Source organism: Geothrix mesophila (genome assembly GCF_022808835.1).
Lineage (GTDB): Bacteria > Acidobacteriota > Holophagae > Holophagales > Holophagaceae > Geothrix > Geothrix paludis.
On record NZ_JAKZLD010000003.1, the window covers coordinates 153,089 to 175,068 of the forward strand.

At 71.0% G+C, this 21,980-nt stretch carries 16 protein-coding genes; 6 read left to right on the forward strand and 10 right to left on the reverse strand.

All coding sequences use genetic code 11. The annotated features are described in order from the left end of the window. The 3 genes from MLG87_RS10660 to MLG87_RS10670 are packed head-to-tail and all read right to left on the reverse strand — an operon-like array spanning position 1 to position 5,575. On the reverse strand, positions 1 to 1,788 hold the full coding sequence (locus MLG87_RS10660; RefSeq protein WP_243295157.1) for a M2 family metallopeptidase: 1,788 nt from the start codon (positions 1,786 to 1,788) through the stop codon (positions 1 to 3). 47 nt (positions 1,789 to 1,835) lie between these two features. Further along, positions 1,836 to 2,966, reverse strand: coding sequence for a hybrid sensor histidine kinase/response regulator (locus MLG87_RS10665; RefSeq protein ID WP_243295158.1), 1,131 nt, complete (start codon positions 2,964 to 2,966; stop codon positions 1,836 to 1,838). Between the two features lie 14 nt (positions 2,967 to 2,980). Beyond that, positions 2,981 to 5,575 (reverse strand): ATP-binding protein, encoded by a 2,595-nt coding sequence (locus MLG87_RS10670; RefSeq protein WP_243295159.1) that lies wholly within the window; start codon positions 5,573 to 5,575, stop codon positions 2,981 to 2,983. Positions 5,576 to 5,760: 185 nt separating this feature from the next. Between MLG87_RS10670 and modA the strand changes: the two genes are divergently transcribed. The 3 genes from modA to MLG87_RS10685 are packed head-to-tail and all read left to right on the forward strand — an operon-like array spanning position 5,761 to position 8,320. Next, positions 5,761 to 6,555, forward strand: a complete 795-nt coding sequence (gene modA / locus MLG87_RS10675; protein ID WP_243295160.1) for a molybdate ABC transporter substrate-binding protein — start codon at positions 5,761 to 5,763, stop codon at positions 6,553 to 6,555. After that, positions 6,555 to 7,229 (forward strand): molybdate ABC transporter permease subunit, encoded by a 675-nt coding sequence (gene modB, locus MLG87_RS10680; RefSeq protein WP_243295161.1) that lies wholly within the window; start codon positions 6,555 to 6,557, stop codon positions 7,227 to 7,229. Before modA ends, modB begins: the two co-directional genes overlap by 1 nt. Beyond that, a complete protein-coding gene (locus tag MLG87_RS10685) occupies positions 7,214 to 8,320 on the forward strand; it encodes an ABC transporter ATP-binding protein (RefSeq protein WP_243295162.1) in 1,107 nt (368 codons plus the stop codon). Before modB ends, MLG87_RS10685 begins: the two co-directional genes overlap by 16 nt. Before the next feature lie 74 nt (positions 8,321 to 8,394). Here the strand turns inward: MLG87_RS10685 and gcvPB are convergent, their stop codons facing one another. The 5 genes from gcvPB to rpiB form a co-directional block, all read right to left on the reverse strand. Next, positions 8,395 to 9,924 carry an aminomethyl-transferring glycine dehydrogenase subunit GcvPB gene (gcvPB, locus tag MLG87_RS10690; RefSeq protein ID WP_243295163.1) on the reverse strand — a complete coding sequence of 510 codons (1,530 nt, stop codon included), beginning with the start codon at positions 9,922 to 9,924 and terminating at the stop codon, positions 8,395 to 8,397. A 10-nt stretch (positions 9,925 to 9,934) separates the two neighbouring features. Further along, positions 9,935 to 11,287: an aminomethyl-transferring glycine dehydrogenase subunit GcvPA gene (gene gcvPA / locus MLG87_RS10695; protein ID WP_243295164.1), complete on the reverse strand. Its 1,353-nt coding sequence runs from the start codon at positions 11,285 to 11,287 to the stop codon at positions 9,935 to 9,937. A gap of 111 nt (positions 11,288 to 11,398) precedes the next feature. Further along, positions 11,399 to 14,224 carry a patatin-like phospholipase family protein gene (locus tag MLG87_RS10700; protein WP_243295165.1) on the reverse strand — a complete coding sequence of 942 codons (2,826 nt, stop codon included), beginning with the start codon at positions 14,222 to 14,224 and terminating at the stop codon, positions 11,399 to 11,401. Continuing rightward, positions 14,221 to 14,940: a ribonuclease PH gene (gene rph, locus MLG87_RS10705; protein WP_243295166.1), complete on the reverse strand. Its 720-nt coding sequence runs from the start codon at positions 14,938 to 14,940 to the stop codon at positions 14,221 to 14,223. Before rph ends, MLG87_RS10700 begins: the two co-directional genes overlap by 4 nt. Next, complete coding sequence (gene rpiB, locus MLG87_RS10710) at positions 14,940 to 15,371, reverse strand: ribose 5-phosphate isomerase B (protein WP_243295167.1); 432 nt, start codon at positions 15,369 to 15,371, stop codon at positions 14,940 to 14,942. The genes rph and rpiB overlap by 1 nt, the downstream gene beginning before the upstream one ends. Before the next feature lie 86 nt (positions 15,372 to 15,457). Here rpiB and MLG87_RS10715 point away from each other — a divergent pair, with 86 nt between their 5' ends. The 3 genes from MLG87_RS10715 to MLG87_RS10725 are packed head-to-tail and all read left to right on the forward strand — an operon-like array spanning position 15,458 to position 19,947. After that, positions 15,458 to 18,583, forward strand: a complete 3,126-nt coding sequence (locus MLG87_RS10715) for a DEAD/DEAH box helicase (RefSeq protein ID WP_243295168.1) — start codon at positions 15,458 to 15,460, stop codon at positions 18,581 to 18,583. Next, a complete protein-coding gene (locus MLG87_RS10720; protein ID WP_243295169.1) occupies positions 18,580 to 19,554 on the forward strand; it encodes an SWIM zinc finger family protein in 975 nt (324 codons plus the stop codon). Before MLG87_RS10715 ends, MLG87_RS10720 begins: the two co-directional genes overlap by 4 nt. 18 nt (positions 19,555 to 19,572) lie before the next feature. Then, complete coding sequence (locus MLG87_RS10725; RefSeq protein ID WP_243295170.1) at positions 19,573 to 19,947, forward strand: RidA family protein; 375 nt, start codon at positions 19,573 to 19,575, stop codon at positions 19,945 to 19,947. A gap of 167 nt (positions 19,948 to 20,114) precedes the next feature. Here the strand turns inward: MLG87_RS10725 and MLG87_RS10730 are convergent, their stop codons facing one another. Further along, positions 20,115 to 20,825, reverse strand: a complete 711-nt coding sequence (locus MLG87_RS10730) for a LytR/AlgR family response regulator transcription factor (RefSeq protein WP_243295171.1) — start codon at positions 20,823 to 20,825, stop codon at positions 20,115 to 20,117. Then, complete coding sequence (locus MLG87_RS10735) at positions 20,822 to 21,961, reverse strand: sensor histidine kinase (RefSeq protein WP_243295172.1); 1,140 nt, start codon at positions 21,959 to 21,961, stop codon at positions 20,822 to 20,824. The genes MLG87_RS10730 and MLG87_RS10735 overlap by 4 nt, the downstream gene beginning before the upstream one ends. Between the last annotated feature and the right edge of the window lie 19 nt (positions 21,962 to 21,980).

The window sequence follows — 21,980 nt, forward strand, 5'->3', positions numbered from 1 at the left end:
CTACTCCCAGCCGATCTGCCGGCCCTTGTTCTGCTGCTCCAGCCAGGCCATCAGGGGCTTGAAGTAGTCCATCATGGCGCGGGTGGAGAGGTCCTCGCCGGTGGCCTCCTTCAGCACCTTCCGCCAGTCCTCGGTGGCGCCCTTCTCAAGGATCTTCTTCAGGAAGGCGCCCACCTCCTTGTTCCCCGCGTAGTTGCAGCTGCGGGGGTCCTGGTGGAGGATCTTCCGCGCGATGTGGTCGTGCATCTGGAACTTGAAGACGGTGGCCCAGCCGTAGCTGTAGTAGTAGGCGGGGTTGTCGTTGATGTGGGTCTTGGTGGCGGCGTCGCAGAACTGCTCGCCGCGCGGGCTGGGCGGCTCCACGCCCTGCTCGTCGCGCACGAGCTTCCACCAGCGGGCATTCATCTGGTCGGCAGGCATCTTCTTGCCGTAGAACTCCGCCTCCCACTCGGGCATGGTGCCGCAGGCCCAGTACATGAAGGGGATGGCCACCTCCAGGGCATCGTTCAGCAGCACCTGCATCTGGTCGGCCTTGTAGTCCGCCGGAAGCACGCCCGCGGTCTTGAGGTAGGGGATCTGCCGGGTGGCCATGGCGATGAGCTCGCCCACGCCCTCGTGGAAGCTGGGGTTGGCGCCGTCGCGCAGGAGGGGCGGCACGTCGGGGCGGGTGTAGCTCATGAAGTAGTATCCGTGGCCCAGCTCGTGGTGGACCGTCTCGAACCACTCAGCGTTGGCTTCCACGCTCATCAGCGACCGGATGTCGTGGTCCAGGTCGAGGTGCCAGCAGGAGGCGTGGGCGTTCTTCTTGCGGGGATCACCGGCCTTCACGGGGTAGAGGTCGGACTTGGCCCAGAAGCTCACGGGCAGCGGATCGAAGCCCAGGCCCACGTAGAAGGCCTCGGCGGTCTTCACGATGCGCTCGGGCTGCCAGCCCTTGAAGTAGGGATCGAAGTCCACGGCGCTGACGAAGCCGGTCCAGTTCTGGCTCCAGCGGTTGTTGATCCAGTGGGCGGGGATGGCCTTGGGCACGGGCTGGCCGTACTTCTTCGCCATCTCGTACTTCACCCAGGTGTGGAGCTGCAGGTAGAGGGGCTTCAGCTCCGTCAGGAACTTCCGGTTGAAGGCCATCATCTCGTCGGTGGTGAGGCCGTAGCGGGCCACCTGGAGGGCGAAGTAGTCGGGATAGCCCAGCTCCTGCGCCACACCGTTGCGGAGGTCCCGCAGGCGCACCAGGCCATCCTTCAGGGGCACGCCGATCTCCTTGCTGGCCTCCCACCACTGCAGGCGCTCGGCCAGGTCCCGGCTGGAGGCGAGCTTGTTGTCGATGTCGTTGGCGCTGACGGGCCGGCCGCCCACCTTGAACTGATAGCCGTTCATGATGGAGACCTGCTTGGTCTCCGCCTCGATGCGGGCGGCCACGAGCTCGGGCTTGGTCATGGGCCCCTCGGCGCCGTAGGGCATGAGCAGCACCCGCTCGAGCTGGCGCACGGTCTTCTCGTCGAGCTGGGCCCGGGATTTGAGCAGTTCCTTGGCCTCGGTGATCACCAGGGGGTTGCCGTTGAAGGCGGCGAAGGCCTTGCCCGCCCACTCGGCCCCGGCGTCATGCTCGGGCTTCACGTCCGTGGAGGCGGCCCAGGTGGCCTGCTGGCTCACGTAGTAGAGGGACTGGTAGCCGGCATTCACCAGCTTGAGGAAGCGGTCGGCCCGTTCCTGGACGGGCGAGAGGGCCTGGGCCATGAGGGGGGCACCAAGAACGAGGGCTGGGAGAAGGGACGGGAGGAGGCGCATGCGGGGCTCCGAGGAACCCTCTATTGTGCCTTCGGGGCGGGTGGCCGTCAGCAGGGGAGGAGGATGCTGAAGCTTGAGCCGAAGCCCACCTGGCTCTGGGCCCGGATCTGGCCTTTGTGGGCCGCCACCAGGCGCTGGACGATGGCCAGGCCCAGCCCCACCCCCTTGCTGGCGTCGCTGCGCTCAGACTGGCGGAAGGGGTCGAAGATGTAGGGGAGGTCCCCCGCCGGGATGCCGCGCCCCGTATCGATGACCGACAGGCGGAGGAAGCGCAGGCCGGCCTCCACGCCGGAGCCGAATTCGACCCCCGCCTCCATCCGCACCGCCCCGCCCCTGGGGGTGAACTTGAAGGCGTTGTCCACCAGGTTCACCAGGACGCGGTCCAGCTTGGACACGTCCCCGCGGATCGTCGGCAGGCCCTCGGGGATCGCCACCTGGAATTCGAGGCCGGCCGAGGCGGCCCGCAGCGGGTACGGGGACATGAGGGCCTTCAGCCAGGGCCCCGGGTCGATCTCTCCGAATTCCATGGGGAGCTGTCCGCTTTCGCTGCGGTAGATCTCCAGCATCTCGTCAAGCAGGGTCTTGATCCGTCCGACGGAGGCCTCGGCCTTGTCCAGCGCCCCGTCGCCCGCCGAGCCCTCCCGCAGCCGCTCCAGGACGAGCCCCAGCACGGTCAGGGGCGAGCGGAGGTCGTGGACCAGCATGGTGGTGAAGTTGGTCTTGAGGGTGTTCACCTCCTTGAGCTTGAAGTTGGCATCCAGCAGGTTCTGGTTCTGGATCTCCAGCTCGCGCTGGAGCCGGCCCAGGTTGACCTGATGCTCCACCCGCACCAGCACCTCCTCCGCGCTGAAGGGCTTGGTCACATAGTCGCGCCCGCCCACCCGGAAGGCCCGCACCTTGTCCAGCGGGTCGTCCAGCGCGCTGATGAAGATGATGGGGATGCGGGCCAGCACCGGATCCTGCTTGAAGGCCTCGCAGGTCTCGTAGCCGTCCATGCCGGGCATGTTCACGTCGAGCATCACCAGTTCAGGCGGGTGGCGGCGGGCGGCCGCCAGGGCCATGGCGCCGGAGGGCACGGCCCGAACCCGGTACTGGCGCTCCCGCAGCACCGCCCCCAGCAGATCGAGGTTGGCCGCGTTGTCGTCCACGATGAGGATGTCGCCCTGGGGCACCAGCATGTCGGTCTCCTGATTCATCGGTTCAGCGCGTCGAGCAGTGCCTCGAGCTTGTAGGCCTTGAGCAGCCGCCGCAAGTCCTCCGCCAGCGCGCCGTGGCCGAGCCCGTCCACCAGGCCCAGAGCCGCCTCGGTGTCGCCCGTGACGACCGCCTCCTTCAGCGAGGCCCGCCAGGATTCCGGCTGGAGCTGGAGGCCGGACAGGTCGCCCGGCGCAGACGGCGCCTCGGGTTCCCGGGTGAGGAAGCGCAGGCCGAGCAGACGGCCGGCCACCTCGAAGAGCTGCGCTTCGCGGAAGGGCTTGCCCAGGAAGTCGTCGAAGCCCGCCTTGCGGAGGGTCTCCCGGTCCAAGTCGATGACGCTGGCGGAGATGGCCACGACGAAGGTGTGGGGAAGCCCCTGCTCCAGCTCCTTTCCGCGGAGGACCTGCAGGGCCTCGAAGCCGCTCATGCGCGGCATCCGGAGGTCCATCCAGATGAGATCCGGATGGTGCCGCTCCCAGAGCTCCAGGGCCTCGACGCCATCGGCCGCCGTGCGCACCTGGAAGCCGACGGTGGCCAGGAGCTGGGCGAGCAGGTCGCGGTTCTCGGGCCGGTCGTCCACCACGAGCACCGCGGGGCGTCGCTGACCGGGCGCCAGGCCCACCACCTGGCCGCCTCCCGTCAATTCCAGGGGGGGCTCCGCCTCCTCCATGGGCAGCTCGAAGCTGAACCGGCTGCCTTCGCCCAGCCGGCTCTGGAGCCGCAGCTCGCCGCCCATGAGGTGGACCAGGGAGCGGCTGATGTGGAGGCCCAGGCCCGTGCCCTCGGCCGCCAGCGGCTGGGTGGAGGCCTGGAAGAAGGCCTGGAAGAGCTGCCGCTGGTCCTCCTCGGAGATCCCCGGGCCCGTGTCCTCCACGGCGAAGGTCGCCCGGCCCGCGACGTAGCCCGCCCGGAGGGTCACCGACCCCTGCCGGGTGAACTTCACGGCGTTCCCCAGCAGGTTCACCAGCACCTGCCGGAGCTTGGGCGCGTCCCCCTCCAGGTGGGGCGGCAGGGCGGGATCCACCTCCAGCCGCAACGCCAGTCCCTTCGCCTCGGCCCGGATCCGCTGCATGTCCATCACCCCCTCCAGGAGGGCGGCGGTGCCGAAGGGCTCCGGGCGCAGATCGAGGCCGCCGGATTCGATCTTGCTGAGGGACAGCACGTCGTTGATGAGGGACAGCAGGTGCTCGCCGGCGGCGAGGATGCGCCCCAGCTGCTCGTGATCCTCCGGGCTGCGCGCGGGCCGCCGGGCCATCAGCTGGGCGTAGCCGAGGATGGCGTTCAGCGGCGTGCGGAGCTCGTGGCTCATGTTGGAGAGGAAGGCGCTCTTCGCGCGGTTGGCCGCCTGGGCCTTCGCCTCGCTGGCCCGAAGGCCGGCCTCCAGGGCCTTCCGCTCCGACAGGTCCGAGGCGACGCTCAGGTAGCCCATCGGCTCCCCCTCGGCGCCCGTCACCTGGGACAGGGCCACCAGCATGGGGATGCGCCGCCCGTCCTTGGCCCGGAAGGTCCATTCCCGCTGGTCGGGCCCCGCCTCCGTGAGCAGGCGGATGAGCTCGAGGTCGGTGGCCACCGGCGGGCCCGCCCGCCGGGCCAGCTCCCCGGCCCGGGCCGCCACCTCCTCCGGATCGAGCCAGACCGCGGACGGCTGGCCCAGGACCTCCTCGGCGCGGTAGCCCAGCAGGGTCTCCGCATAGGGATTGAACCGGCGCACCAGGCCGTCCCGGTCGCGGACGATGACGGCCACCTGGGCGTTCTGCAGCACCGCGCGCTCGCCGGCCTCCTGTTCGGCCAGGGCCTGGATGGTCTCCCTCAGCCGGGCGACCATGCGGTTCAGCTCGTGCCCCAGGTCCGCGAGCTCGTCCCGCCCCCGGATCTCGACCCGGGCCGTCAGATCGCCTTCGGCGGCGCGGCGCACCTGCGCCAGCATCCCCCGGATGCTGCCGGAGAGGTCGCGGGCGATCAGGTAGCCCAAGCCCAGGGCCGTGACCAGCCCGGCGAAGATCATGGCGTAGGACAGCACCCGGGTCCGGCGGGCCCGCGCCGCCATGGCTTCCAGGCTCTGCTGGGCCGCGTCCTCCTGGGCCTGCACCAGCCCGGCGATCAGGTTGGTCAGGGGCAGGATCTCCGGCAGCAGGTCGTCGTCCACGAAGCGCCCGAGCTCAGGCAGACGGCCCTCAGCCAGGAGCCCCTCCAGCCGGTCAAGGTCCGTGGCCAGGTAGAGCGAAAGGTGGTCCACGCGCACCAGCGCGTCCGCATCCGTCTGGGCCGGCGCGGAGGCCTTGAACTCCGCCCAGTGGCGGCCCGCCTCCCGCCGGGCGGAGCGCACCTGCGCGAGCCCTTCGGCGGGCTCCAGGGTGCCTCCCCGCACCTGGCGGGCGGCGAACAGGATGCGGATGCCGTAGGCGTCCGACACCACCTTCAAGTGCCGCACGGGCACCATGCGGTTCTCGAAGACTCGGATGGCCTGCTGTTCCTCCTGGTGGAGCAGTCCAAGCTGGATCAGCGCCAGTCCAGTCAGGATCGCCGCCACGGCGCTGTACCCCAGCCAGAGTTTGGTGGCGATGCGAAACCGGCTGAGGAACACGGTCATGCGGCCTTCCCCCGGGGTCCGATGGCCGGATCGGCCCAGGATGGAACCGCTGGGGTCCGGCCAGTGGTGTGGCGGTGGTTCCGTGGAATGATGACGGGACGTCCCGCTGGCGGCAATGCTTCCAGTCCCGCCGGCTTAGAATCAAACCAGCGCCCTGGCCTCCGTCGCCCAGCCCGGAACCCACCATGTCCACCCTCCGCCTCCGCCTGCGCTCCCTCTTCATGGCCCTCGGCATCCTGGGCTTCGGCAACGCGGCGCCCGCCGCAGCTCCGCCCCCACCGCTTGCCATCGCCGCCGCGGCAGACCTGCAGTTCGCCCTGGCCGAGGTGAGGACGGCCTTCATGGCCGCCCATCCGGGCCAGGAGGTGGTCATCACCTACGGCTCCTCCGGCAACTTCTACACCCAGCTCACCAACAAGGCGCCCTTCGACCTCTTCCTGTCCGCGGACCTGGCCTACCCGAAGAAGCTGGTGGAGGCGGGCCTGGCGGACAGCAGCACGGAATTCCGCTACAGCCGGGGCCGCCTGGTGCTGTGGGTGCCCAAGGGCTCGCCCATCCCGGTGGAGCAGGGGATGCAGGCGCTCCTGCATCCCGCCGCCCGCAAGGTGGCCATCGCCAACCCGCGCCACGCGCCCTACGGCCGCGCCGCCGAGGCCGCCCTGGCGAAGCTCGGCCTGCTGGAGGCCGTGAAGCCCCGCCTGGTCTACGGGGAGAACATCGCCCAGACCGCCCAGTTCGTGCAGACCGGCGCCGCAGACATCGGCATCCTCGCCCTGTCCCTGGCCAAGGCCCCGGCCATGACGGCCACGGGCCGCCTGTGGGAGCTGCCCCTGGAGGCCTACCCCGCCCTGGATCAGGGCGGCGTGATCCCCAACCACGCCCGGAACCGCGCCGCCGCCCTGGCCTTCCGGGAGTTCATGCGGTCCACGGAGGGAAAGACCATCCTGCGGAAGTACGGCTTCACCACGGACGCCCCCTGATGGACTGGCAGGCCATCCGCCTGAGCCTCTGGCTCGCCTCGCTCACCACGGCGGCGCTGCTGGTCCTGGGCCTGCCCCTGGCCTACTGGCTGGCCTTCTCCCGGCGGCGCTGGAAGTTCCTGGTGGAGGCGGTGGTGGCCATGCCCCTGGTGCTGCCGCCCACGGTGCTGGGCTTCTACCTGCTCCTGGCCATGGGCCCCCGCAGCCCCCTGGGCCGCGCCTGGGAGAGCCTCTTCGGCAGCACGCTGCCCTTCTCCTTCGAGGGCCTGCTCATCGCCTCCGTGCTCTACAGCCTGCCCTTCATGATCCAGCCGCTGGCGGCGGCCTTCGCCTCCGTGGACCGGGGGCTGATCGAGGCCTCCTGGTGCCTGGGCGAATCGCGGGCCCGCACCTTCCTCCGGGTGATCGCGCCCCTCTCCTGGGCCGGCATCCTCACGGGCCTGGTGCTCACGTTCGCCCACACCCTGGGCGAGTTCGGCGTGGTGCTCATGGTGGGCGGCAACCTGCCGGGCCGCACCCGCACCGTGAGCATCGCCATCTACGACCAGGTGCAGGCCATGGACTACGCGCCGGCGGGACGCACGGCCGCTCTGCTGCTGGGCGTGTCCTTCCTCGTCCTGGCCTTCACCTACGCCCTGCAGCGCCGCCAGAGGAAGCCGTGGACACTCACCTGAACTCCGGCGGCCCCTACCTCCAGGCGGAGGCCGAGCGCCACTTCCCGGGCGGGCCCACCGTCGAGGCGCGCTTCGAGATCCCGGGCCCCGGCTTCTCCATCACCGTGCTCTTCGGCCCGTCGGGATCGGGCAAGACCACCGCCCTGCGCCTGCTCGCGGGCCTGGAGCCCGCGGACCGCGGCGCCATCCGCGTGGGCGGCGAAACGTGGTCCGACGCCGCGGCCCGGATCCACCGCCTCCCCCAGGCCCGCCACCTGGGCTTCCTCTCCCAGGCCTACGACCTGTTCCCCCACCTCACGGTGGCCGCGAACCTCGGCTACGGCCTGGCGGCGCCGGAGCGGGCCGCCCGCGTGGCGGAGCTTCTCCCCCTGCTCGGTCTGGAGGGACTCGGCGACCGCCTCCCCGGGGAGCTCTCCGGAGGCCAGCAGCAGCGCGTCGCCCTGGGCCGTGCCCTGGCCCGGAAGCCCCGCCTGCTGCTGCTGGACGAGCCGCTGTCGGCGCTGGACCAGCCCTCGCAGCAGCGTCTCCGCAAGGAGCTGCGCGAGCTGCTGCGGACGCTCGACATTCCCACGGTCCTCGTCACCCACGATCGTGCCGAGGCGCTCCAGCTGGGCGACCTCCTGGTGGTGATGGACCAGGGCCGCGTCTGCCAGAGCGGGGGCATCCAGCAGGTCTTCGACCGGCCCACGGACCCCGCCGTGGCGCGGATCCTGGGCGTGGAGACCGTGGTGCTGGGCCGCATCGAATCCATCGCCGACGGCATGGCCACCATCGCCGTGGGCACGGCGCAGATCCACGCGGCCGATCCAGGCAGCCTCGGCTGGCAGGTCTTCGTCTGCATCCGAGGGGAGGACGTGGCCGTGGAGCGCGGCTGCGGCCCCGGACCCGGATCCACCGTCCGCAACCGCCTGCCCGCCCGCATCACGGCCCTGCAGCCGGAAGGCTCCCTGGTGCGGGTCGCCCTCGATGCCGGCTTCCCGCTCGAGGGCCTCGTCACGCGCCAGGCCTGCGCGGACCTGCGCCTGGGCGAAGGCGACCAGGTCTGTGCCATCCTCAAGGCCGCCGCCGTGCACCTCATTCCGCATGATTGATCCCGGCCTCGCCGCAGGCGGAGGCCTACGAAAAACGCGGGCCGCACGGCCCGCGTTTTTCGTAGCGGAGAAGGCTAGACCTTGGTCCACCGCAGCACGGGCTTCCGCGCCGCCGTGGTCTCGTCCATGCGGCGCATGGGGGCGAGGGTCGGCGCCTGGTGCAGGGCCTCGGCGTCGGTCTCGACCTCCTTCGCGATGGCGAGCAGGGTGTCGCAGAAGGCGTCCAGCTCGCCCTTGTCCTCGCTCTCCGTGGGCTCGATCATGAGCGCGCCCGGCACGATCAGGGGGAAGTAGATCGTGGGCGGATGGTAGCCGTGGTCGATGAGGCGCTTGGCGATGTCCAGGGTGTGGACGTCGTGCTGGGCCTGGAGGGTGTCGCTGAAGACCACCTCGTGCAGGCTCGGAGAGTCGATGTGCAGGGCGTAGGCGCCCTTGAGGCGGGCACGGATGTAGTTGGCGTTCACGATGGCGCGCAGCGTGGCTTCCTTCAAGCCGTCGGAGCCGTGGCTCAGGCAGTAGGTGAGGGCGCGGACCAGGATGCCGAAGTTGCCGTAGAAGGTGTGCACCTTGCCGATGCTCTGGGGCCGGTTCCAGTCCCAGCGGTACGAGTGCCTGGGCACCTCACCCTCGCCCACCTTCACCGTGTCGCGCACGACGACGGGCACGGGCAGGAAGGGCAGCAGCTTCTCGCCCACGCAGACCGGACCGGCGCCGGGGCCACCGCCACCGTGGGGGGTGGAGAAGGTCTTGTGGAGGTTCAGGTGCATGACGTCCACGCCGAAGTCGCCGGGCCGCGCCACGCCCACGAGGGCGTTCATGTTGGCGCCGTCCATGTAGACCAGGGCGCCCACGCTGTGCAGCAGGTCGCTGATCTCCTTGAAGCGGTACTCGAAGACACCCACGGTGTTGGGGTTGGTGATCATGGCGCCCGCGATCTCGGAGCCCAGCTCGTCCACCAGGGTTTTCAGGCCCTTGCGAACCTTGCCGTTCACGGGGTCGGTCACGTCCTCGAAGCTGATGGTGCCGTCGGGACGGGAGGGCAGCTCCACCACGTCGTAGCCGGCCATGGCGGCGGTGGCGGGGTTGGTGCCGTGGCCGCTGTCGGGGATGAGGATCACGCGGCGCTTGGCGCCCTGGGCCACGTGGTAGGCCCGGATGAGCATGACGCCCGTGAGCTCGCCCGCCGCGCCGGCGCTGGGCTGCAGGGTGACGCCGGGCAGGCCGGTGATCTCCTTCAGCCACTCCTGCAGGGTGTAGAGCAGCTCCAGGTTGCCCTGCACAAGGGCATCGGGCGCCATGGGGTGGCTGTCCGTGAAGCCGGGCAGCCCGGCGACCTTCTCGTTCAGCCGCGGGTTGTGCTTCATGGTGCAGGAGCCCAGCGGGTAGATGCCGTCGTCCACGCCGTAGTTCCACTTGGAGAGGCGCGTGAAGTGGCGGATGACCTCCACCTCGCTTAGTTCCGGCAGGGCCTCGAAGCCGCTGCGCTTGAGATGGGCGGGGCGGGTGTCCTGGGCGGCGGGCACATCGAGTTTCGGCAGGTCCATGCCCCGCTTGCCGGGGACGGAGCGTTCGAAGGAGAGGGGTTCGCGCTGACGAAGGAACATGTCGCTCTCCTTACACGGTGGCGGGGACGCGGGCCAGGATCTCGACGAGGCTCTCGATCATCCGGCGGGTGTGGAGTTCCGTGGCGCACCAGAGGACGCAGCCCTGGTACTCGGGGTAGAAGCGGCCCAGGTCCAGGCCCGGTAGCAGGCTCTCCGCGAAGCAGGCCTCCTGCAGCGCGGCCATGTCGCCCTTGTAGCGCAGCACGAACTCGTTGAAGAAGGGCGCGTCCAAGACCGGCTCCATGTCCGGCAGGTCCAGCAGGCGCTGGCGCAGGTGCTGGGCCTTGGCCACGTTCTGCGCCGCCAGGCCCTTCAGCCCCTCGGGGCCGGCGAGCTGCAGGAAGATGTTGGCCCGCAGGGTCACGAGGCCCTGGTTCGAGCAGATGTTGCTGGTGGCCTTGTCGCGGCGGATGTGCTGCTCGCGGGCGGTGAGCGTCAGTACGTAGCCCGTCTTGCCGTCCAGGTCCTTGGTCTGGCCCACCACGCGGCCGGGGATCTCGCGCTTGTGCGCGTCCTTCACCGCCAGGAAGCCGAGGTAGGGCCCCCCGAAGGTAGGCCGGTTGCCGAAGCTCATGGCCTCGCCGCAGGCCATGTCGGCGCCCGCCTTGCCGGGCGCCTCCAGCCACCCGAAGGCCAGGGCCTCCTGGGTGACGCTCACCAGCAGGGCGCCCACCGCGTGGACGGGGCCGGCCAGGGCCGTGAGGTCCTCCACGGCGCCGAGGAAGTTGGGGTAGCCCACCAGCACGGCGGCCACGTCATCGCTCAGCTTGGCCTGCAGATCCGCCAGGTCCGTCACGCCGTCCTTGAGGCCCACTTCGACGAGGTGCAGATCCTGGTGGGGGGCGAAGGCGGTCTGGAGCACCTCGCGGTAGAGCGGGTGGAGGCCCCGGCTCACCAGCACGGTGTGGCGCTTCTTCTGGACCCGCACGGCCATGAGGGCGGTTTCGACGCAGGCGGTGCCGCCGTCGTAGAGGCTGGCGTTGGTCACATCCAGGCCCGTCAGGTCGCAGATGAGGGTCTGGTACTCGAAGATGTGCTGCAGGGTGCCCTGGCTGATCTCGGGCTGGTAGGGCGTGTAGGCGGTGAACCACTCCTGGCGGCTCACCATGGCGTCGATGGCCGAGGGCACGAAGTGGTCGTAGGCGCCGGCGCCGAGGAACTGGGCGCAGAAGCGGGTGTTCTTGTTGGCCAGGTCCAGCATCTGCCAGGCCACTTCCTGCTCGGAGCCCTGGGTGGGCAGATCCAGCCCCCGGTTCAGGCGCAGCCCCTCCGGAATGCCCGAGAGGAGATCCTCGGCGCGGGCGACGCCGATCGTGTCCAGGAGGGCTCGATCTTCGGCAGGAGAAGAGGGCAGGTAGCGCATGGCGGCCTCGGGTGAGAGCGGATGAAATCCCAGCTCTTCAGGGTATCAGCCCGGGGCGGGAGCCCCTCCTGTGCAGGTGATCACAGACCACCCTGACGCAGACCACCACCCTTACCTTCGCTTCCACAAGTCGAACGGCTGGGTCCCGATGACCACGTCGAAGCTGCCCGTGGCCGGACGGGTTCCCTGGGGGGTCCTCAGCTTGAGGAACCCATAGGACAGCTCCACATAGAACTTGGAAAGAAGCGTGGTGCGCACCAGGAGCCCCTTGCCCTCGGCCCGGTACCCGGTGTCCGCGTGGAAAAGGGCGTCCGCCTCCCGGGAGAGCCATGCCAGATCGAAGCGCGGCACCACTTCCAGGGTGAGGCCCAGGCCGCTGTACATGCGGAAGGGCAGACCGAACCTCGCCACCCCGAAATTGGGCGCCACGAGGCCCGAGGCCCGGGAGCCGAGGACGAAAGAGGGCCCCCCCAGCACCCACCAGCGGTCCAGGGGCATCCGGCGGCCCTGGCCCCACTCCAGATCCAGGTCGGCCCCCACGAATTCGGTGAACGCGTGCAGGCCCCGGGCCCGGACATAGGCCTGCTGGAAGTCCCCTCCGGGAAGGGTCCCGGTCTTCGTCCGGCCCGCGCCACCCCGGAGTCTCAGGAGCAGCCCCTCCCGGGGCAGGGTGTGCCGGTCGAAGTTGTCCCACTCGGCGGAAAGGAAGGCCGCGTCCTGGGCCTGGGTCTGGCGCAGCCCCTCCTCCAGGAAGGCCACGTTCCGTCGCTCCAAGTCGAAGCTCACCTTCCCCGTCCCCAGGTTGCTGAACCGGAAGTAGGTCCGCAGCACCAGATCCGAGGCGCTGATACGCCCCTCCACACCGCCGATGGGCAGCTGGGGGACGGACCACAGCGGGGGCACCTCCAGGCGCTGCTGCCAGTAGTTCCCGCTGAGCTCCATCCCGGCCCCCGGCGAGAAGCTGAAGGGGGCCCGCAGGGCCAGGGTGGCCTGCTGCTGCAGGCGGTTGCGGGCCGCGCTCAACTCCAGTTCCGAGCCCGTGAAGCCGAGGTTGAGGGCCTGATAGGTCAGGCCCAGCTGCCCGCCCAGCGTGCTCTCGTAGCCCAGGGACAGGTCGAGCCGATCCTGCCGCTGGGGCACGGGGATCAGGGTCAGGACGGTTCCCCCCTGGCCGTCGGGGCGGGTGAGGTAGCGCAGCTCGGTCAGGTGGAGCCGGTGCTCGGCCAGGGCGATGCGCTGCTGGAGGGTGACCGGCCGGAAGGGCCCGCCCTCCAGGCGGCCCAGGATCCGCAGCAGGTGGGCCTCGTCCACCGCCGGCCCGGACGCGGGCCACACGTTGACCTGGGTGATCAGGGGCTCGCGGAGGACCACGCTGAGGCGGCCGGACTCGGGGTCGAAGCCAGACCCGCGCGCATCCACCAGGGGACTGCCGTCCATCAGGAGGCTGTAGACCACCTGGGACACCACGTCCCCGAAGGTCTTGGGATTGAAGGGGGCGCCGACCTTGATCCGGCTGGCCAGGGCCCGCTCGACGCGGGGGATCCAGGCCGGCGGCGCGCTCACGGCCAGCTCGGTCACCGGCGGATAGGGCCGCAGGTGGACGGTCAGCGTCCGGTCGGGCTCCACCGTGGCCCAGGCCTCCCGCGCGAGCCCGTGGACCAGGACCTGCTGGAGGAGGATCCGCACATCCAGCAGGGAGAATCCGCCCGCACCGGGGCCGGCACCCGAGCCAGGACCGGGGGCGGATTTGAGGGTCGCGGACAGGATTCCCTCCAGGGTCTCCCCGACCGGAAGGGGGCTCTCGAAGACCACCCGATCCGCCGGCAGGACCTCCTGCCCCGCGGTCTTTCCGCGGAGGAAGGTCGCGAGTTCCTCCAGGCGGGCATCGAAGGCCTCGCGGCCCTGGAGCACCAGCTTCGGCGCCAGGCTCCCGTATTCCAGGAAGGGAGCGTCGCGGATGTCGGGCCGGATGAGGAAGTCCGCCGCGGCGCGGCTTTCCCACTGCCGGCGCTCCACCACCAGGTCCAGGCTGCGGGAGGCCACGGAGAAGATGCTGGTGGCCTGGCGATGCTCCAGGGGGTTGCTGATGTCCACCGCGATGACCACGTCGGGATGGAAGGCCTCCTTGGCCGTGGACACGGGCAGGTTCTCCACCAGGGCGCCATCGACGTACTGCTGCCCTTCGATCAGCACGGGCCGGAAGCCCCCGGGCACCGCCATGGAGGCGCGCACGGCCTCCACCAGGTCCCCGTTTCCGAAGACCCGTCCCTGGCCCGTCTCCAGGTTCGTGGCCAGGATCCGGAGGGGCCGCCGCATCCGGTCGAAGTCCCCTTCGGAGAAGTAGGCGCCCCGGGCCAGCAGACCCTGGAGGGTGCGCTGCACCTCCACACCGCTGCGCAGCCCTTGCGCGAAGGTCGTCTGCCCGTTCTTGCGCTCGATGGACATGAAGGTGGACTCGCGGTCCTCCTGCTCGTCCAGGGTCTCGCCGGGGTTGCGGAGCAGCGGCTCCAGGAAGGCGCGGGTCAGGTCCAGGCGGCGGAAGAGATCCTCGATCTCCCCGCCCGTGAAGCCGCTGGCGTAGAGGGCTCCCACCAGGGCCCCGGCGCTGGTGCCCGTGACGCTGTCCAGGGGGAAGCCCACCTCCTCGAAGCGCTGCAGCACCCCGATATGCGCCAGGCCGCGGGCTCCGCCCCCGCTGAGGGCCAGGGCCACCCGTGGCATGCCCGGGATCTCCACCCGGGGCACGAAGCGGAACACCATGTCCGGCGGCTGGACCGTGACTTCGATGCGCCGGGGAAGGGTGGGCGGCTGGGCAGGCAGCTGGACAGGTGGCTGGGCGGGCGGCTGAGCGGCCGGAGCGGCCTGGGCCGCCAACATGGTCGGCACGGCCAGAGCCAGCAGGGCCGGCACGGCCGGGGCCAGCAGCCCACGCCTCATGCGAGCGCGACCCGCTGCGCCTCCATCAGCGCCGCGCATCCCGCGAGGCCCAGATCCACCAGCCCATCGGCCTCGACCCGGCTGAAGGGGCGACCTTCGCCCGTGCCCTGGAGTTCCACCAGCATCAGCTCGCCGCTCCCGGTTGCCGCACGGGCCGCCACCAGGTTGCAGTCCACCGCGGCCAGGTGGTCCTCTTCGTATTCGAGGTCCAGCACCAGGCCCCGGCGCCCGTCGCCGGCTTCCACGATGCCCGCGCTCACCGCGGCCACTTGGCGGACCAGGGCCGCCTCCAGCCCCCGGGACCGCAGCGCCAGCGCCGCGGCCACCCAGGCCCCGGTGATCGAGGCGCAGCGGGTGCCCCCGTCGGCGTTCAGCACGTCGCAGTCCACCGTGAGGGTGCGCTCACCCAGGGCGGACAGGTCCACGGCCTGGCGGAGGCTGCGGCCGATGAGCCGCTGGATCTCCACCGTGCGTCCCTGCTGCTTGCCTCGGGCGGCCTCGCGGTCAGACCGGGTGTTCGTGGCCGCGGGCAGCATGCCGTACTCCGCCGTGAGCCAGCCGGTGCCTCGGCCCTTCATCCAGCCAGGCACTTTCTCCTCCAGGCTGGCGGCGCAGAGCACATGGGTGCGGCCCATGCGGATCAGGCAGGATCCGGCCGCGTGGAGCTGGACGCCGGTTTCAAAATCCAGGCTCCGGAGCTCGTCACCGCAGCGCATCAGCAGCCCTTCCACTCGATCTTTTCGACGCGGCGCTGGTGCCGCCCCCCTTCGAAAGGTGTTTCCAGGAACAATTTCAGGTAGTATTCCGCCTTGAGCGGATCCGTCAGCCGCTGGCCGAAAGCGATGGCGTTCGCGTCATTGTGCTGCCGTGCCAGTGCCGCGTGCTCAGGGGAGGTCACCAGCGCGCAGCGGATGCCGGCATGGCGGTTGGCCGAGATGCTGATGCCGATGCCGGAGCCGCAGACCAGCACCAGGCGCTCCCATTGATCCATGCCCTGCGCCGCCCGGTGCGCGAAATCCGGGTAGTCCACCGAGGCCGTCCCATCCGTGCCGAAATCCACCACCTCATGTCCCTGACCCAGGGCCCACGCCTTCAGCCGTTCCTTCAGGTCGAACCCCGCATGATCGCTTGCAAAGCCGAGTCTCATCGTCCTGCTCCCTGGGCCGCGCCCCATAGCCCCAAGCCTACATCGGCCAGCGCGCGCGCCGTCCGATATCTAGAGTCCGCCGCTTCATGCTGAACCCCTTCCTCCAGTACCGCCCCCAGGACCGGGGCTTCCTGCTCTGCATGCCCGAGGCGGTGGAACCCGCCGAGTGGGCCCGCGCCCTCCGGACCCTCCCGGGCGAGCTGCAGGGCCGCGAGCGCCTCACCCCCGCCAAGGCCCAGATCTTCCTGCCGGACGCCACCCTGGTGGAGATGCACGCGGTGCCCCTCCGCTGGCAGCGGGCCTACCCCTGGCTCTCCTCCCTGGCCCTCCGCCCGGCCCACGCCGGCCCCACCCTGCGCTACTGGGCCACGGCCCTGCGCCTGCTCCAGTCCCTGGTGGTCCGCGGCGCCCTGCTGCCCCAGCTGGACACCCGCGGGAACCCCTGGAAGGCCCGCTGGGGCGTGAGCCTCACCAGCCCCTCGGATCGCACCGCCCTGCGCCAGCTGGCGGAGGCCATGCCGCCCGCGGCCCTGGCCTTCCCCGAGAACGACACCTGGGCCTTCACCAAGACCGTGGCCCTGGGCGAGCTGGACGCCTTCGACATCGAGGACGACCTGGCCATGCCGCCCTCCGTGGACGCGGTGCTGTCGGCCTTCCTGGAGGACGGGGCCGACTTCATCATGCGCTTCGTGGCCGGCGGCCTGCGGGCCGGCGATGATCCCCGCCTGGGCCTCATCCACCGGCTGCGGGGGCACAAGCGGGACCGCCTGCCCTGGGACGAGCGCCTCATGGTGGCCCTGTCCCATCAGCTGCCGGAGTTCCCCACCATCGGCATCACCGAGCGCACCCTGGGCGAACAGCTGGCCCAGTGGAGCGAGGGCGCCCGTCCCCAGTGGCTGCGGCCCCGCCTGGCCCTGGAGGCCCCGCCCGTGCCCACCCACAGCCAGGCCGTGCAGGAGGCCGACCGCCTTGCGGAGGAAGGCTGGATCCTGAAGGTGGGCCTGGAGACCGAAGCGGGCGTGGACATCGGCGTCGCCAAGCTCTGGGAGCCCAGCACCGAGCCCGAGGTGCTCCAGGCGCGCCAGATCCTCCTGCGGGGCCTGGCCCGCGCCGTGCCCTTCTTCCCCGCGCTGGAGCGGGCCCTCGCGGGACAGCGCCCCGAGGACCTGCTGCTGCGCCCCACCGAGGCCTGGAGCTTCCTGACCCGGGGCGCGGCCCAGCTGAAGGAGGCCGGCTTCCTCGTCCACATCCCCGAGGCCCTGGCGGATTTCGGCGGCGCCAAGCGGCTGCGCGCCAAGGTGCGCCTGGGCGCCCGCAGCGTCATCGAATCGGCTCCCGCCACCCAGGTGGGCCTGGAGGGCAGCGTCAGCGCCGACTGGTCGCTCATGCTGGGCGACGACGCCTTGAGCGTCGAGGATTTCGCCCAGATGGCCAGCCTCAAGCACCCGCTGGTGGCCTGGAAGGGCAAGTGGGTGGCCCTGGATCCCGAGACCCTCAAGCAGATCTCCACGGTCCTCCAGGCCAGCCGGGGCGCCGGCTTCGAGAGCATGACCAAGGGCGAGGCCCTGGCCGCCGCCCTCACGGGCACCGCCCGGATTCCCGGCGTGAGCGAGGCCATCGAGGTGGAGGTGGCCGGCGACTTCGGCGCCGCCCTCGAGGATCTCAAGATCCTCCCCGACAAGCCCATCACCCAACCCGCCAGCTTCCACGGCCAGCTGCGCCCTTACCAGCTGCGCGGCCTGGCCTGGCTCGAGGGCCTGTCGCGCCTGGGCCTGGGCGGCATCCTGGCCGACGACATGGGCCTGGGCAAGACCATCCAGGTGCTGGCCCTGCTGCTGCACCGCCAGGAGCAGAGCCCCCAGCACGGTCCGGCGACGCTGCTGGTCTGCCCGACCTCGCTGCTGGGCAACTGGGAGCGGGAGCTGGCCAAGTTCGCGCCCAGCCTGCCGGTCTTCGTGCACCACGGCAACAACCGCGACCCGCTGCCCGGCACCTTCAAGCCGCACACCCTCGTGCTCACCACGTACGGCGTGGTGCGCCGCGAGGAGGACACGTTCTCCGCCCGCGCCTGGGGCATGGTGGTGGTGGACGAGGCCCAGGCCATCAAGAACGCGGGTTCGGCCCAGGCCAAGGCCGTCCGGCGCCTGCGGGGCAGCTTCCGCCTGGCCCTCACGGGCACGCCCATCGAGAACCGGCTCACGGAGCTCTGGTCCATCCTCAGCGCCGCCCTGCCCGGCTACCTGGGCAGCGAGTCCCACTTCAAGGAGGGCTTCGCCACGCCCATCGAGAAGTACCGGGATCCCGACGCCGCCCAGGAGCTGCGCCAGCGCATCGGCCCCTTCATCCTGCGCCGCCTCAAGAGCGACCGCGCCATCATCCAGGACCTGCCGGACAAGCAGGAGATGAAGGTCTTCACCACGCTGAGCCGCGAGCAGGCGGAGCTCTACCAGTACCGCGTCGAAAAGATGGACGAAGAACTGGAGGCCGCCACGGGCATCGAGCGCCGGGGCCGCATCCTGGCCCTGCTCACCCACCTCAAGCAGATCTGCAACCACCCCAGCCAGTTCCTGAAGGCCCAGGGGCCGTACCGCGGCCGCAGCGGCAAGCTGGACCGCCTCACGGAGATGCTCGAGGAGGTCGTCGAGGCCGGCGAGCGCGCCCTGGTCTTCACGCAGTTCAAGGAGATGGGCGACCGCCTGCAGGTCCACCTCCAGGACGCCCTGGGCTTCGAGCCGCCCTTCCTCCACGGCGGCACCACGCGGGAAGGCCGCGACGAGCTGGTCCGCAGCTTCCAGGAGGATCCCGACTCCTCGCCGGTGCTGCTGCTGAGCCTCAAGGCCGGCGGCGTGGGCCTGAACCTCACCGCCGCCACCCACGTCTTCCACTTCGACCGCTGGTGGAACCCAGCCGTGGAGGACCAGGCCACGGACCGCACCTACCGCATCGGCCAGACCAAGAACGTGCAGGTGCACAAGCTCGTCACCATCGGCACCCTGGAGGAGAAGATCGACGCCCTGCTGGAATCCAAGCGCGACCTCGCGGACCGCGTGGTGGGCACGGGCGAGGGCTGGCTCACGGAGCTGGATGACGACGCCCTGCGCCGCCTGGTGGCGCTGGACCCGGACGCCGAGCTGATGGATGCCGATGAAGGCGGCGGGGAAGACCAGGCCCCGCGGCCGGTCCGCCGCAAGGCGAAGGAGGTGGCGCCATGATCAGCCACGCCGACCGCTTCGGCACCACCTGGTGGGGCCGCCTCTGGATCCAGGGCCTCGAGAAGCTCGGGGACGACTACGAGAACCGCCTGCCCCGTGGGAAGAAGTACGCGGAGGACGGCCACGTGTCGCACTTCGGCGTCCAGCCCGGCGAGATCCAGGCCCGCGTCCACGGTCGCAAGACCTACAACGTGACCCTGGGCCTGCCCGCCCTCACCGCCGCCCAGTGGGAGAAGGCCCTGGCCCGCATCGCGCAGGAGAGCCGCTTCGTGGCCTCCCTCCTCGCAGGCGAGATGCCCCAGGGCCTGGACGAGACCTTCCGCGAGGCGGGCGCCAGCCTCTACCCCCGCGTGCCCAAGGAGCTGCAGACCCACTGCGACTGCCCGGACTGGGCCAACCCCTGCAAGCACGTGGCCGCCGTCTGCTACGTGATGGCCGAGGCCCTGGACCGCGATCCCTGGCTGCTCTTCGACCTGCGCGGCAAGAGCCGCGACGAGGTGATGCAGGCCCTCCAGGCCGCCCTGGAGGCCGCCGCCGTGGCCGCCCCCAAGAAGCGCGGTCGCCCTCCCAAGAAGCAGACGACGGTGGCGGATCTCCTCAAGCGGGAGCAGGCCCAGCCCGAGCCGTGGCGTCATCTCCCCGAGGAGGCCTATGACGCCCTGCCCATGCCCCTCCCCGAGATCGCCATCCCGCGCGTGATCCCGCCCGACCCCTCCGTGTTCACCCAGCTGGGCCCCCTGCCCCACGCCCGCATCGAGACCAGCCTCTGCCTGGCGGCCCTCATGCATCGCACGGCCCAGTGGGTGCTGCAGCAGATCGAAGAAGGCCCGCGCCGCCTCGATGACGGCGAAGGCGAGGGCGAGCCCGAGCAGCCCGCCTCGCCCTTCGACACGCCCCTGCCGCCCCCGGCCAAGGCCGGCCGGAACTGGCGCCACAAGAAGCGGCGCTGGGGCAAAAAACAAGGACAATAGTCTGTTCCAGGAGTTCCCATGCGCGCCATCTCCACGTCGAACGCTCCCGCCGCCATCGGCCCCTACAGCCAGGCCCAGATCTCCGGCGGCCACCTGTTCACCTCCGGCCAGATCCCCCTCATCCCGGAAACCATGGAGATGGTCACCGGCCCCATCGAGGCCCAGGCCGAGCAGGTGCTGAAGAACCTCAGCGCCGTGCTCGCCGCCGCCAACACCGGCTGGGACCGCGTGGTGAAGACGACGGTCTTTCTCACGGACATGGGCGATTTCGCGGCCTTCAACGCCGTCTACGAGAAGGCCCTGGGCGCCGCCAAGCCCGCCCGCAGCACCGTGGCCGTGGCCGCGTTGCCCCGCGGCGCGAAGGTCGAGATCGAGCTGATCGCCGAAGTGTAGGCCCTGACTCTCCCTTGGCCGCTGGGCGCTCGGCTGCGCCTCGGCGCACGCGGCCCTGGCAGCCCACGAACGCACAGGGCCCCGCCCTGTGCTCCCACTCGCCTCCGGCTCGCGGAGTGGGACCCCCGGTGGAAATCGAGCTGATCGCGGAAGTCTAGGAGACCCACCTAGCCCAAGCCCAGCCTCGCCTTGAGGGCCGGCGCGGCGCCTCGGCTGACCTCCACCTCGGCGCCTCCGGCGAGGCGCACGAGGAGGCGGCCGAAGTCCCCGGTGCGGACGCCCACCACCGCCTCGGGCCGGATCAGCAGGTGCCGGTGGCCGCGCACCACCCGGGGGCCCAGGGCCGTCTCCGCCTCGGCGAGGGTCTTCCAGGTGGTGCGCAGGCGGTCTCCGGCGTAGGCCCACACGGCCTCTTCCTCGAAGGCGAAGTGCGTGGTCTTGGTCAGGTCCACGAGCACCAGACCGTCCCCCGCGCGCACGGGGAAGCGGAAGGGACCGCCCGGGCGGGGGCCCTCCCGGTCCAGCCGCGTCCGCAGGCGCTGGAGGGTGGCGCCGAGCCGTTCGGCGGTGACGGGCTTGAGCAGGTAGTCCGCCGCGGCCTGTTCGAAGGCCTTCACGGCATGCTCCGCGTAGGCCGTCACGAACACCACGGGGAGGTCCCGGGGCAGGTCCGCGGACACGTCCAGACCCGTGAGACCCGGCATCTGGATGTCCATGAAGAGGGCGTCCACGGCCTCGCCGCGGTCCAGCCAAGCGAGCACGGAGGGGCCGTCCTCGAGCTCGGCGACCACCTCGCAGCCGGCCTCGCGGAGGAGGCGGCTCAGGCGCTTCAGGTTGAAGGGCTCGTCCTCGGCCACGAGCACGCGCAGCGGCTTCACGGCGCCACCTCCAGGTCCAGCTCGGCGATGGTCCAGTCGCCCTCCCGGCGCAGCCGCAGGGCATCCGGACCGGCGCCCAGCAGATCCAGGCGCTCCCGCAGATTCGACAGCCCCACGCCCTTCCCCTCGCCGTCCGGCGCCGGGCCGGTGTTGGCCACGCGGATGTGGAGATGGGTCCCCTCGCCGCGCACCACGACCTCCAGCTCGCCGCCCCCGACGGCCTTCGACACACCGTGCTTCAGGGCGTTCTCGACGAGGGGCTGGATCATGAGCGGCGGGACCTCCGTGGCATCCAGCCCGGCGGGCCAGTCCCAGCGCTCCCGAAGGCGCCGGCCCAGGCGGATGCGCTCCAGGGCCAGGTGGTGCGCCACGAGGCGGCGCTCGTCGCCCAGGGGCACCCGCAGGCGCGAGCCCTGGTCCAGCAGGGTCCGCAACAGGTCCGACAGGTTCACCAGCGCGGCTTCCACAGCCGCCGGATCCTCGCGCACCAGCTCCGTGAGCCCGCTGATGGCGTTGAAGAGCACGTGCGGGTTCATCTGCCCCTGGAGGGCACGGGTCTGGGCCTCCTTGGCGGCGCGGCGCGCGGCCACCTCCTGGAGCTCGGCCCGCTCGCGATCCGCCAGCACCCAGCCCAGCAGGAGGCCGAAGCACAGGTGGGCCACACCGAGGGCCCAGAAGCGCGGATGGATGGGGAACCCACGTCCTTCGGCGCCCGGACCCATCATCGGGCCGGGCATCGGACCGGGACCCCGTCGGGGGCTGCCATGTTCCATCATGCCGACACCCCGGCCAGGCCCAGGCCCCCGGCCCATGGGCATGGGCGAGGCGCCCGCGGCCGCCAGGGCCAGCAGCACGGCGAAGGTGAGGGCCGCCATCCAGGGCAGGGCCTGGACCGCACCCCGCAGGGGTGAGGCCATGGGCGCCCCGTCGCTGCTCCACTGCCAGGGCAGCGGCGCGAGCACCAGGAAGACCACCACCCACAGCGAGGGCGCCAGCAGGTCCAGGAGGTCCGGTCCGGGCCCCCCCAGGAGCAGCCTCGCCCCGTTCCAGGCGAGGCCGAACAGCAGCGCGGCGCCCCAGGTCCGGGGGCGCCGCGTCCGCTGCCAGGTGGCCTGGAAGACTGCAGAAGCGCGCATGGAGCTTCAGGATAATCGG